Genomic DNA, 12,684 nt, shown 5'->3' on the forward strand with positions numbered 1-12,684 from the left:
AAGTCGCCACGGCGAGCAGCCGTTAGCGTCGCGAAAGGACGGTGCGCTCGGAGAGTGATCGGCAGTCAGGGGTGATTCTCGTCGGCCAACGAAACGCTATCGACGGGATCGATACGCCGTCAGTTCGACGGCTGGAGGCCCGCGTTCCGCGTGAGCTCGTTGTGTTTGCGTTCGAGGTAGCCGTACACTGCGCCGTGGGGCGCGCCGTCGAGCAGCATCTCGGCGGCCCGGCGGACGGCCTGGACCTCTTCCGGCTGGCCGATGACGCCGAGGGTCGTGCCGTAGATGACGACTTCGGCGCCCGAGAGCTCCTCCATGAGTTCGCGGGTGCGACCGTTCTCGCCGATGAGTCGCCCCTTCTTCCGCTGGAGGTCGTTCTTGTTTCGGGTGGCCTCGTCGATGTCGATCAGGTCGAACATCCGCATCTCGTCGTCGAGGAGGGAGAGCGCGGCGTCCGGCGGGAACCCGCGGCCGATCGCCCGAACGATGTCCGGAGCGACCATCGCGGTGACGGGGTCGCCCGAGGTGTCGATGGCGACGCTGCCGCTCTCGGAGTCGATGTCGAGACGGACCTCGGCGCGTCGCTCGATCTCGCGCATGGTCTCGCCGCCCTCACCGATGAGAACGCCGAGTCGGTCCTGCGGAACCTTCACGTGTTGCATACCCGATGTACCGGGTGTAGCGGTTTAACTCTTACAGGCTAAGTCCCCGTCCTCAAGGAGCAACGCAACGAGCGAAGTGAGTGAGTAGCGCAGTAGGACGGGGATACAGCCGTGAGCTATCGTCACTCTCCACCGAAACACATAATATATATATTAGATATATATTCACGTATGGGCACGTTCGAACTGGAAGGCGAAGAAATCATTGACCGTGAAGCGAAGGAGTTCGGCGGGAGTGCCCACGTTACCGTTCCCAAAGACTGGCGCGGCGCAGACGTGAAAGTCATCCGCGTCAGCGACCCCGACGAAACCGACGACCAAGACGAGTAACACGATGAACTACAACTACAGGTATCGTATCGACCCCGACGAAGCCGTTCAATCTGAACTAGAACGGCACATAGATGCCTGTAGGCAACTCTACAACCACTACTTGTACGAACTCCGCAACACGGGCGAGTACCTGTCGTATACCGCGATGCAGAATATGCTTCCCGACCTGAAAGATTGGTGGGACGATCTCAACGACGTGTACTCGAAAGTGTTACAGATGGTTGCCCGCCGTGTCAGCGACAACCTCGACCGCCTCAAAGAAAAGAAAGACAACGGGTGCAAAGTCGGGATGCTCAAGTGGAAATCACCGCGAGAGTATCGGAGCCTCACCTACAACCAGTCTGGTTTCGAACTCAAGAACACGAGTGACCAGACCATCCTTTCTCTTTCCAAGATTGGTGAGATACCGATACACCTCCACCACGACGTCCCCGATAACGCCCGCGTGAAACAAGTCACAGTCAAACAAGAGAAAACGGGCGAGTGGTACGTCATCTTCGGCATCGAAACCGAAGACGACGCGCCCGAAAAACCCGTTCTGGATGAGGTTGACTGCGACGACATGGTCGGCATCGACGTGGGTATCATCAAGTACGCTCACGACACCGACAGCACGATGGTCGGCAGTCTTGACCTCGAATCCGAGTACAAGCGGCTCGAACGCGAGCAACGAGCGTTGAGTCGCAAACAGGAAGGCTCGCAGAACTGGCACGAGCAACGCCGCCGCGTGGCCTGTAACCACGCTCGTATTGTACGGAAACGCCGCGACTTCCTGCACAAACTCTCAAACTACTACGCTCGGGAGTACGATCTCGTGGCAGTCGAAGACCTCGACGTTCACGGGATGATGCAACTGCCGTCGAACAGTCGCAACCGAGCGTCGGCGTCGTGGCGGACATTCATCGACTTCCTCGAATACAAATGCGAGCGCGAGGGCACGCACTTTGTGAAAGTCGAACCTGAGGGCACGACACAAGAGTGTGCCGAGTGCGGGGTTGTGGTTAAGAAAGAACTGTGGGTGCGCGAGCATTCCTGCCCGACCTGTGGGTTCGAGACCGACCGCGACGAGAACGCCGCCTACAACGTGCTACAACGCGGTCTTTCAGAGTTAGGCGTGGGATACGCCGAAGTGACGCCTGCGGAGACTGCACTCCCTACGTCCGCGACTGGTGGGTCGTCCACCGTCGTGGATGCAAAGTGCGTCGTTGAAACAGGAAGCCCCACCCTCAAGGAGCGAACGGCGTTAGCCGTGAGCGAGTAGGGTGGGGTAGTTCACGCGTTCTCGCTTTGGGACTCGTCGGCCGTCACGAACGCCCGCAGATCATCGGGGTCGACGTCGGTACCTTGCCGGGTGAAGAAGGCGGCCACGTTTCGACAGTCCCGATCCAGAAAGTCGTCGGCGTTGGGGTGATGGACCGTCACCGCTTGGCCGAGGTCGATGATGACCAGTTCCCCGTCGTGGATGATGCAGTTGTACTCCGAGAGGTCGCCGTGGACGAGACCGGCCCGGTAGAGGCGGCGCATGTACTCACGGACCACCTCGAAGGCCGTCTCCGGGTTCTCGACATCGACCTCCGCCAATCGGCGGGCGCGGTCCTCCACCAGTCCCACGAGTTCCATCACGAGCGTGTTCCGCTGGACGGCGATGGGTTCGGGAACTCTGACGCCCGCGGCCTGCGCCCGCCGCAGGTTGGCGAACTCCTTTTTCGTCCACGCCAGGACCACCTTCTTCTTGTCCGAGCCGATGCCCTCGAACCGCGGGTCGCCCTCGAGATACTCCCGCATGTGCTGGAAGTTCGAGGCGTTGATGCGGTAGATCTTCACCGCCACGTCCCGATCGTCGGCGCCGAGCGCCTCGTAGACGTTCGCCTCCTTCCCCGTCGAGATGGGGCCGCCGAACGCCTCGATGTAGCCGTCCTGGACGAGTTTGTAGATGGCGGCGAAGGTGGCGTCGTCGAACACCGACTGCTCGACTTTGAACTGGTCGGCGTCTTTCAGGCGTTTGCGAAACTCCGCAAACTCCCGGTCGCGACGGCGGGCGATACGGTCGGCTTCCGTATCGGAGACATCGATCTCCTCCCACTCGTCGCCGAAGTCCTCGCCCGCCCCCTCCTCGGGGGCGAGCAGGCCAAACTCCTCGCGATCACTCATTCACCGACGCTACGTCGTCAGGCCGTAAAAGACCCCTCGCTACTCGATGTGGCCTTCGCGGCGCAACTGGTCTGCCTCCGATTTCTCGTAGCGCCACGTGATGTCCGCCTTCTCGTCCTGCCAGTCCCAGGGTTCGACGAGGACCACGTCGTCCTCGCGGATCCAGATGCGTTTCTGCATCCGCCCCGGAATACGGGCGGTCCGCTCCTTGCCGTCGGCACAACGCACCTTCACCCGGTTCGCCCCGAGCATGTCCAAGACGACGGCGAACACCTCGTCGTCGTCGGGCATTCGAAGGTCCTGTCGCCCGCCGTTCTCGTCGTCGCTCATGGACGCCGATTCGGGGGCGTGATGTTTAAAACCGACGCGTCGCGCCGAGCACCGGCGGTCTACGCGTCCGCGCTCTCGCGGAGCTTTTCGCGGCCCGGCGCGATGAGGTCGTCCAGATACGACGCGAGCGCGCCCTTGGCGTCCGCGGGATGGAGTTCGCCCGACTCCAGATCCGCCGCCAGCGACTCGTAGTCGCCGTACTCGAGATTGCCGCCGTACTGCTCGGGGCGCTCGACGACCACCGTCTCGTAGCGCGGGAAGACGTGATATTCGAAGATCTGGAGCACCGGATTCTCGCGCTCGTTCCCGTCGTCGTCGGGGGCGGGGTCCCGCGTCGGCGGGCAGAAGGCGTCGTTGACCTTGCGCTCGATGTCGGCCGTCGAATCCTCCATCGAGATGGAGGTGCCAGAACTCGACGACATCTTTCCGACGCCGGTGTCGAGGTCGGCGATCAGCGGCGTGTGCAGACAGGTGGGCGCGTCCTCACCGATCTTCGGCAGGGTGTCTCGGGCGAGCATGTGGACCTTCCGCTGTTCCATCCCGCCGACCGCGAGGTCGACATCGAGATAGACGATGTCGAGCGCCTGCATCAGGGGGTAGACCGCCTGCGAAACCGTCACCGAATCGCCGCTCTTGATCTCGGACATCGCCCGCTCGGCCCGCGAGAGCGTCGTCTCCAGTTCCAGCGCGTGCAGGTCGAGGACGTACTCGCGGTCGAACTGGAACGCGGAGCCGTAGACGAACTCCGTCTGTGCTTCGTCGAGACCGTACGCGAGGAACTGCGCTTTCATCCGCTCGGCGGTCTCTCGGATCTCCTCGAAGGTCCCCTTGTCGTTGAGATAGGCGTGAACGTCCGCGAGCAGGACCGTCACCTCGAAGCCGGCGTCCTGGAGGTCCATGAGTTTCGTCGCGGTGAGCATGTGACCGATGTGGAGCACACCGGACGGTTCGTAGCCGACGTACGCCCGCTTACCCTCGGGGTCCTCGGCCAGCGCCCGTCCCTCCGCCTCGGTGACCACCTCGGGAGCGTTCCGGGTGATCCGCTCGTAGACGTCCATATCCTGTAGAACGGGACCGCGGAAATATGACTTCTGTTACGACCCTGGCAGGAGGTCGCCGAGTGCCGCGCCGATGCTCATGGGGACGAAGGCAACGACGACGTTTGCGACGGCGAGATACGGCGCGCTCCAGTCGACTCGCCCCCATCCCGTCAACAGGAGGGTGGCGGTGAGCAGGGAGACGCCGACCACGCCGACGAGGCGCCGCGGTATCAGGCCGAACAGCGGCTGGTGAACGCGCACGTCCTGGATGTCGGCGACGTAGATGATGCCGACGACGAGACCCACGGAGAACAGGAACGTTCCCGCGAGCGCGCCGGTATGGGCGGCGAGAAACACGGCCACCTCCTGGGTGCCGCCCTCGACGGCCATCGGGATGCCAAAGAGGAGTGCCCCGAGAAGTGCCTCCGCGAGGTCGCCCCGGTCGTACCCTCTGATGACCCGCCCGAACGGGCTCGTCGCCTTCGAGGCCACCATCGCGGCTCGCATCGTCTCGCGCACCTGCTCCCGTTCGGCTGGCGTGTCGACGATGTCCTCCAGTTCTTCGAGTTCGTCGAAGAGATCGCCCATGTCGGCGTCCGCGGCGGTGTCATCGTCGGCGCCGATGTCGGACTGCCCCTCGGCGTCGCTCATGCGTTGGGACACGACACCCATTCGGATAAAGAGGTGTGGCCGACTAGTCGCCGCTCTCGGCGCGGTGCTCGCTGATGATCTGATCGACCATCGCCGATTTCTGTTCCTGTTCGCGCTCGTCGGCGCGCTGTGCCCAGTCCGCGATGGCGGCCTCGACCTCGCTCTCGCGGGCGACGGCGAGTTCGTCCACCTCCTGAATCGTCACGCTGTCGGCGGGTGCGACGGGGATGTCGTGATCGAAGAGCACCTGATCGGCGGCGTCGGAGAGGTTGCCGTCGCGGAGGACGACCCGTGGCCCGGTCGACGCGAGCCGCTCCGCGGTCGAGCGCCCGGCCCCGCTCGCGTCGCGGAGGTACACCACGTCGCCGGCGGCGAGACCGTAGGCCTCGTCGGCGGCATCGATGGCGTCGCGGGTGAACTGCTCGATCACTTTCACCGGCACGAGGTCGCGACCCTCGGACACGTCGGCGAAGTCCGAGTGGTCGAGTTTCCACAGCGTCTTCAACCGCTCGAGTTTGGCTTCGAGGCGGTCGGCGCGCTCGCGCTCCTCGTCGCGTTCGCGCTCCAGCCGATCCGTCTCCCGCTCCAGGCGATTGATCTCGCGACGCTCGCGTGCCTCGCGGCGCTCCTCGCGGCGGGCCTCCGACAACTCCTCCTCGTACTCCGCGATGCGTTTGTCCTTCTCCGACAGCCGATCCGTGAGTTCGTCGACCTTCTCGTCGAGGCGATCCGCCCGGCGTTCGAGGCGCTTGATGCGGCGCTCCTCGGGCGTGAGCTCGCGGGGTTCGTGGCTCGTCTCCTCGTCGTCGCTCTCCTCGTCGCCCGAGAGGTCGCGCACCACGGCCTCGACGGACGCCTCGCCCGTGACGACGCGGTCGATGATCTCGCCGCGGTCGAACTGCGGGGGCGCTTTCCGGGTGATGCGCTCGAACTGATCCGCGTAGTCGTCGAACGCGAAGAGGGCGGCCGCCAGCGCGTCGCGTTCGTGGTCGTTGTCGTAGGTGCAGTCGCGGGCGCGGTGGAGTTTCTCGTCGACGGGCAGGTCCGAATCGGGGTGCCAGCCGTCGGCGTCGAAACTCCGCCGGAACTTCTCGACCGTCTCGGGCATCGGTTCCACGTCGGCGGCGACGACGATGGGACGCCCGCGTTCGACCAGCCACTCGATGACGGCCGCCGTATCATCCGTCCGCGTCGAATACACGTCGAGCACCTCGCCGTCGAGCGAGACGACGGCGACGGCGGTGGTGGTGCCGGGGTCGATGCCGACGAGCACGCGGTCGCGGCGCTTCACCAGCGGCTCGAACTCGATACCGTCCCGGCGCTCCCGCTCGATTTCGATGCGGGTGTCGCCGGACCGCGACTGCGACACCGGCAGGTCGTCGGGCGCGGCCTCGACGGTGAAGACGGCGTTCGAAAACCCGCCGTATTTCTCCGTCACGTCGCGCTCGTACTCCAGATTCTCCTCGTCGAGCAGATCCTCGACTTCGCGGGCGCGGGCTTTCACGTTGCCGTGGATGCGCCGGGTGTAGCGGTCCTGGCTCCACCCGCCACTGCCCGTCGACCGGCCGCGGGACACCTTCACCGTCGTCGTATCCGTGAAGGCCGTCACCTCGTGGCCGACGTTCGCGGCGGCGAGACGGGCGGCGGCCTCCGCCTCCTGCATCGGGTCCTTGCCGTAGGGGACGCCGTGTCGCGAGGCGACCCGCGAGAGGGGTTCCGGTCGCTCCGCACCGGTCACCTGTACGAGGCGCGTCGCGCCGGGGAGCCACCGAAGGAATCGCACGAGGTCGTCGCGGTCAGTGGCGAGTTCGTAGACGTTGTCCGTGGCGAGCAGTGCCGGTTCCTCGCGTTCGACGAGGCGCCGTAGTTTGCGGAACGACACCACGTCTCGGTCGAGGTTCTCGCCGTCGTAAGCGACCACCGCATACGAGGGGGCGTCCCCGCGGACGTCGCCGCTCTGCACGTCGACGCCGAACACCAGCGCGTCGAGCGCACTCGTCCGGGTGTTCACACTGGAAAGTGGGGGTCAGGAGATAAATACTCCACGGCGAGGAGGGGTTACAGTAAAGCGAGACACAGTGCCGTCGTGACGGCCGCCAGTACGACGCTCACGACGCTGATCCGTAACGCCGAGCGCCGGTCCGCGCGCCGCGCCGCCGGGTCGGACACCGTCCCGACCGCGTCGTCGGCCCCGCTCCCCGAGAAATCGTAGCGGCCGAAGACGGCCAACCGCACGCAGAACGACTCGTAGGCCTGAATCCCCCACTCGAACGCCATCGCGAGGGGGACGAACAGGACGACGAGTGCGAATCGGGGCAGTTCGTCGGCGAGATACCCGCCCACGATGCCGAGGGCGACGAGCATCGAGGCGACGGCGAGGGCGGCCCGACGCCGGCGCTGTCGCGACCCGATGTTGCACTGTCCGGGCTGGTATTCCATACCTGTTCGTCGCCGGCGAGCAGGTTGATGGTTACGGACTAGCCGACGTCCGGATACGGTACCTCGACGGTCTGGCCGTCGCTCGCGACGAACGAGTCGCCGTCGAAGACGGCTGCCGCCTCGCGTTCGAGGCGGTCCCACTCGCCGGCGTATCGGGAGGAGAGGTGGGTCAGGGCGAGGCGTTTGGCGCCGGCGCGGGTCGCGATTTCGCCCGCTTCGCGAGCGGTGGCGTGCCCCGTCTGTTTGGCCCGCTGGCTCGCGTCCTCGGCGAACGTCGCGTCGTGGATCAGGAGGTCGGCGTCGGTCGCCGCCTCGACGACGGCCTCGACCGGCCGGGTATCGCCCGTGTAGACCAGCCGTCGACCGGGACGCGGCTCGCCGACCACCTGCTCCGGCTGGATGACGCGCCCGTCGTCGAGTTCGACCGGTTCGCCCTCGTGGAGCCGGCTGAACTTCGGCCCGACGGGCACGCCGAGCTCCTCGGCGCGTTCCCGGTCGAATCGCCCGGGGCGGTCATCCTCGACCAACGCGTACCCCATCGAGCGGGTGCGGTGTTCGGTTTCGACGGTCCGGACCTCGAAGGACTCGGCCTCGTAGGCCACCGACCCCGGCGACACCTCGTGGATGCGGACGGGGTAGCCGGGCTGGTAGCCGCCGGCGTGGACCAGTTCGGAGAGGTGTTCGCGCGATCGCGGGGGGGCGTGTATCGCCAGCGGCTCCGTGCGGTCGTTGAAATCGAGCGACTGCACGAGGCCAGGGATGCCGAGGATGTGGTCGCCGTGGAGATGCGTGACGAAGATGTGGGAGACGCCGAAGCCGGTCCCGAAGCGCATCATCTGGCGCTGGGTGCCCTCGCCGCAGTCGAACAGGAAGCGGTCGCCCTCGCGGTTGACGTGGACGGCGCTCGGCGCTCGCTGGGTCGTCGGGACGGCCCCACTGGTGCCGAGAAACGTCACACGCATCGACATACTCCCGACTGCGGGCGGCGGCGATAAACCCGTGTCGGTGTGGGCCGACGAGGGATAGCGGGATTCTTGGTCCCCGACCCGCTAGAGACGGACGATGGACGCTCCGCTGTGGACCGAGACGCACGCGCCGAGCCTCGAGGATCTGCCACAGGAGTCGGTCCGCGACCGCCTCCAGCGCGCGGTCGACGAGCCGATGAACCTCGTCGTGCAGGGGCCGCCGGGGTCGGGCAAGACGGCCGCGGTGCGAGCGCTCGCGAACGAGGCCCACGCCGACCCGGCGAACGACCTCGTGGAGATCAACGTCGCCGACTTCTTCGACCGGACGAAAAAGGAGATCAAGAACGACCCTCGGTTCGAGCAGTTCCTCACCGGTCGCTCCCGGATGGCGAAACGCGACATGATCAACCGCGTGCTGAAGGAGTCGGCGAGTTACGCCCCCGTTTCGGGTGACTACAAGACCATCGTCCTCGACAACGCCGAGGCGATCCGCGAGGACTTCCAGCAGGCGCTCCGCCGCGTGATGGAGCAGTACCACCGCACCACGCAGTTCGTCCTCGTCACGCGCCAGCCGTCGACGCTCATCGCCCCCATCCGATCCCGGTGTTTCCCGGTGCCGGTGCGGGCGCCGACGGCCGCCGAAATCGAGGCCGTCCTCGACGACATCCTCGCCGCGGAGGACGTGGACTACGACGACGACGGCCTGGAGTTCCTGGCGGGCTACGCCGACGGCGACCTCCGGCGGGCGATCCTGGCCGCCCAGACCACCGCGACCCAGGCGGACGAGGTGACGATGGCGACGGTCCACGAGACGGTGCGTGACGTGGGTCACGACGACGCACTCGAATCGATCCTGCAGGACGCGGCGGCCGGCGACCTGGCCGACGCGCGCAAGACCGTCGGCACCCTGCTCGACGACGAGGGCTACGACGGCCAGTCGCTGCTCGAAGACCTCCTAGCCGCCGCGCGCAAGCAGTACAGCGGCGACGACCTCGCGCGCCTCCACCGCCTTGCGGGCGACATCGACCTCGACCTGGTGACCGGCACGGACGACCGCCTCCATCTCACGCACCTGCTCGCGACGTGGAGCGTCCAGGACGATCCCGGGACGGGGGCCTGACGATGCGTCTGGCTCCCGGTGCGCGGCGGTTCGCGCTCCCGCCGCTCGTCGCGGCCGTTCCGCTCGCCGTGCTCTCGCCGCCGCTGGGTGCGCTCGCGCTCGCGCTGGGCGGCTTCGTCTGCTGGTTCTTCCGTGACCCCGAACGGTCGCCACCGCCGAACGGCGTCGTCTCGCCCGCCGACGGCCGCGTCTCCGTCGTCCGCGAAGAGGATGACCGCCTCCGCGTCGGCGTGTTCATGAACGTCACCGACGTCCACGTCCTCCGGGCGCCGCTGTCGGGCACCGTCACGGCGCTCACCCACCGCCCGGGCGCACACCGCCCCGCGTTCTCGAAGGAGTCCGACCGCAACGAGCGGGTCGATATCGCCCTCGGCGACGCCGAACTGTCGATGATCGCGGGGTGGTTCGCGCGGCGCATCTACCCCTACGTCGCGCCCGAGGAAGACGTGGCGCGCGGCGACCGGGTCGGACACATCGCCTTCGGCAGCCGGGCAGACATCCTCCTGCCGCCCGAATACGGCCGCGAGGACGTGCTAGTGGCCGAAGGCGAGACGGTGCGCGCAGGTGAGACAGTCGTCGCGCAACGGGAGTGACGCGGGGCGCCGCTCACCGCTCCAACAGGAGAATGTGCCGCGTGAGCGACCGGTGGACCCGGCGCTCGAACGTGGTTTCGACGGTCCAGCCCGCCGCCCGCGCGGCCTCGACCCACGACCGGTCGGCGACGACGACCGCCCGCGGCGCCACCCGGTGAGCTTCCGCGAGCGCGCCCGAGACGAGGTCGGACAGCGAGTGCCGGGCGATTTTCGACTGCCGGCCGTACGGCGCGTCGAAGACGACGCCTGCGACCGCGTCGTCGGCGAGCGGGAGCCGGCTCGCGTCGCCGCGAACGAGGTCGAAGTCGGTGTCGAGATGTGCCCGCAGGTTCTCGCGGGCGCCCCGGACCATCTTTCGTTGCGCGTCGACGCCGACGGCGTGGGCACCCACGAGACCCGCCTCGATCAGCACGCCGCCCGTGCCACACATCGGATCGAGGAGGGTTTCGCCGGGCTCGACGCCGGTCAGGTTGACGAGCGCGCGGGCGTCCAGCGGCGCCATACTCCCCGGCTGGAAGAAGGGGCGGTCCGTGGGTCGGCGCGCCCCGTAGTCGCGGACGCTCTCCGCGACGAGCCAGCCGACGAGACAGGTGTCGGCCGCAAAGAGCACCCGGAGTTCGTGGTCGGGGTCGTCGAGGTCGACATCGAAACCACGGTCGACGAGGGTGGCACCGAGCGCCCGCTCGGCGCGCCGGGTGTCGACGCCTGCCGTCGAGCGCACGTCGCGCGCCCGGACGGCGACGGTGCCCGACCGCGAGAGCGACGCGGCGTCCACGACCGCTCGCGCCGCGTCGACGCTCGCCGCACACTGGCCGAGCAGGTGGATCGCGCGGTGGGTGTACGCGAGCGTCCGGAAGCGATCGGTGTCGACGCCGCGAGCCGTCGCGAGGCCGGGGGCGACTACCTCGACATCCCGCGCTGCACACGCCGCCTCCCGCGCCGCGAAGGCGTCGTCCTCGCCAGCGAGTTCGAGACCGTACACGCCAAATGGTTCGGCGGCCGCGGGCATGAGGCTACCGAAGCCGCGAGTGGCGAAGCGTCGGGAGAACGGGACGACGGGATCAGTCCTCGTCGAACAGCGTCTGTCCCTCGGCCAGATGCTCGGCGACGACATCCAGGTCGAGCGTGACGCCGAGGCCGGGCGACTCGGGGATCGGGACGTAGCCGTCGTCGATCGGCTCCTCCTCGATCAGGTCCGCCCACCAGTCCAGTTCGTAGGAGTGGAACTCCACGGCGAGCGCGTTGGGAATGGCGGTGGCGACGTGGGCCGACGCCGCGGTGCCGATGGGCGAGGAGACGTTGTGCATCGCGACCGGGACGTAGTAGAGATCGGCGAGCGTTGCGATCTTTCGCGTCTCGCGCATCCCGCCGACGCGTGGCACGTCCGGGGCGACGATGTCGACCGCGGACTCCTCGAGCAGGCGGCGCTGGCCGAAGGTCCGATAGACGTTCTCGCCGGTGGCGATGGGAACCGTCGTGCCCTGGGTGATCTCTCGCTGGACATCGTGGTTTTCGGGCGGAACCGGATCTTCGAGCCACCAGATGTCGTAGGGTTCGAGGGCGCGTGCCAGGCGTTTCGCGCTCCCGGCGGTGTACGACCAGTGGCAGTCGAACGCGACCTCGGCCCGGTCGCCGACCCGTTCCGTGACTCGCTCGACGATTTCGGCTTTGTGTTCGATTTCGGCGCGGTTCAGGTGGCGGTTGGCGCGATCGCGTTCGTGGCCGGAGGGAACGTCGAGGTCGAACTTGAGCGCGTCGTACCCCAGGTCGTCGACGACGCGTTCGGCTTCGTCGGCACAGGCCGCGGGGTCGGCCTCGGCCTCCGTGTGGCAGTCACAGTAGAGGCGAACCTCGTCGCGGTACTTGCCGCCGAGCAGTTGGTACGCGGGAACGTCGAGCACCTTCCCGGCGACGTCGTGCAGGGCGAGTTCGACCCCCGAGATGGCGGCGACATCCTTGCCCGCGATGGAACCTTCACCCGACAGTTTCTGGATCAGATGCTCGTAGAGGCGGTCGATGTCGAGCGGGTTCTCCCCGAGGAGAAAGGGCGTCAGGCGGTCGATGAGTTCCGGCAGCGCGCCGCCCCAGTACGCTTCGCCGGTGCCGACGACGCCAGCGTTCGTGTACACGCGAACGAGTGCCCACGGGTAGTTCCCCTCGACGATGGTCGACTGGACGTCCGTAATCTCGATATCGCGGTCGCCACGTGAGTCCGAGAGCCCCATCGTCTCCGCGGAGAGGTCCCGCATCGTGTACGACGCGTTCGGGTCGGATAGCTGCCGATAGCTCATGTGGGCGGCAATCGACGGGACGGCTGAAAACTCTTCGCGAGCGCCGGAGGTCGGCGACTGAGCGGCGGGTGTCGACCGCCCGACACCGCAACTATCCGCGATCCGACAG

14 protein-coding genes are annotated in these 12,684 nt (G+C 66.9%); 4 read left to right on the forward strand and 10 right to left on the reverse strand.

Translation table 11 applies throughout. From position 1 onward, the window contains the following. Positions 1–119: 119 nt before the first annotated feature. A complete protein-coding gene (locus MXB53_RS02240) occupies positions 120–662 on the reverse strand; it encodes a KH domain-containing protein (protein WP_248895578.1) in 543 nt (180 codons plus the stop codon). Positions 663–833: 171 nt separating this feature from the next. Between MXB53_RS02240 and MXB53_RS02245 the strand changes: the two genes are divergently transcribed. Beyond that, positions 834–992: a DUF2080 family transposase-associated protein gene (locus MXB53_RS02245; protein ID WP_248895579.1), complete on the forward strand. Its 159-nt coding sequence runs from the start codon at positions 834–836 to the stop codon at positions 990–992. Between the two features lie 4 nt (positions 993–996). Continuing rightward, on the forward strand, positions 997–2,256 hold the full coding sequence (locus MXB53_RS02250; RefSeq protein ID WP_248895580.1) for an RNA-guided endonuclease InsQ/TnpB family protein: 1,260 nt from the start codon (positions 997–999) through the stop codon (positions 2,254–2,256). A gap of 11 nt (positions 2,257–2,267) precedes the next feature. On the opposite strand, the gene rio1 is transcribed toward MXB53_RS02250, so the two are convergent. Genes rio1 through rnz form a run of 7 tightly spaced genes read right to left on the reverse strand, consistent with a single transcriptional unit; the run spans position 2,268 to position 8,568 of the window. Beyond that, positions 2,268–3,146, reverse strand: a complete 879-nt coding sequence (gene rio1 / locus MXB53_RS02255; RefSeq protein WP_248895581.1) for a serine/threonine-protein kinase Rio1 — start codon at positions 3,144–3,146, stop codon at positions 2,268–2,270. Between the two features lie 39 nt (positions 3,147–3,185). After that, positions 3,186–3,476, reverse strand: a complete 291-nt coding sequence (eif1A, locus tag MXB53_RS02260) for a translation initiation factor eIF-1A (RefSeq protein ID WP_248895582.1) — start codon at positions 3,474–3,476, stop codon at positions 3,186–3,188. A gap of 59 nt (positions 3,477–3,535) precedes the next feature. Further along, a complete protein-coding gene (locus MXB53_RS02265) occupies positions 3,536–4,534 on the reverse strand; it encodes a tyrosine--tRNA ligase (protein WP_248895583.1) in 999 nt (332 codons plus the stop codon). A 36-nt stretch (positions 4,535–4,570) separates the two neighbouring features. Continuing rightward, positions 4,571–5,167, reverse strand: coding sequence for a DUF2391 family protein (locus tag MXB53_RS02270; protein ID WP_248895584.1), 597 nt, complete (start codon positions 5,165–5,167; stop codon positions 4,571–4,573). 43 nt (positions 5,168–5,210) lie between these two features. Beyond that, positions 5,211–7,178 (reverse strand): DUF460 domain-containing protein, encoded by a 1,968-nt coding sequence (locus MXB53_RS02275; RefSeq protein ID WP_248895585.1) that lies wholly within the window; start codon positions 7,176–7,178, stop codon positions 5,211–5,213. 47 nt (positions 7,179–7,225) lie between these two features. Further along, a complete protein-coding gene (locus MXB53_RS02280; protein ID WP_248895586.1) occupies positions 7,226–7,606 on the reverse strand; it encodes a hypothetical protein in 381 nt (126 codons plus the stop codon). A 38-nt stretch (positions 7,607–7,644) separates the two neighbouring features. After that, positions 7,645–8,568, reverse strand: coding sequence for a ribonuclease Z (rnz, locus tag MXB53_RS02285; RefSeq protein WP_345779715.1), 924 nt, complete (start codon positions 8,566–8,568; stop codon positions 7,645–7,647). A gap of 100 nt (positions 8,569–8,668) precedes the next feature. Here rnz and MXB53_RS02290 point away from each other — a divergent pair, with 100 nt between their 5' ends. Next, positions 8,669–9,691, forward strand: coding sequence for an AAA family ATPase (locus MXB53_RS02290; RefSeq protein WP_248895588.1), 1,023 nt, complete (start codon positions 8,669–8,671; stop codon positions 9,689–9,691). Positions 9,692–9,693: 2 nt separating this feature from the next. Further along, entirely contained in the window at positions 9,694–10,284 is a 591-nt protein-coding gene (locus MXB53_RS02295) for a protein sorting system archaetidylserine decarboxylase (protein ID WP_248895589.1), read from the forward strand. 13 nt (positions 10,285–10,297) lie between these two features. On the opposite strand, the gene MXB53_RS02300 is transcribed toward MXB53_RS02295, so the two are convergent. Then, entirely contained in the window at positions 10,298–11,266 is a 969-nt protein-coding gene (locus tag MXB53_RS02300; protein ID WP_345779687.1) for a TIGR01177 family methyltransferase, read from the reverse strand. A gap of 79 nt (positions 11,267–11,345) precedes the next feature. After that, positions 11,346–12,575 carry a mandelate racemase/muconate lactonizing enzyme family protein gene (locus MXB53_RS02305; protein WP_248895591.1) on the reverse strand — a complete coding sequence of 410 codons (1,230 nt, stop codon included), beginning with the start codon at positions 12,573–12,575 and terminating at the stop codon, positions 11,346–11,348. Positions 12,576–12,684: the final 109 nt, after the last annotated feature.

The sequence above is a fragment of the Haloplanus sp. XH21 genome, assembly GCF_023276355.1.
In the GTDB taxonomy this organism is placed as follows: Archaea; Halobacteriota; Halobacteria; order Halobacteriales; family Haloferacaceae; genus Haloplanus; species Haloplanus halobius.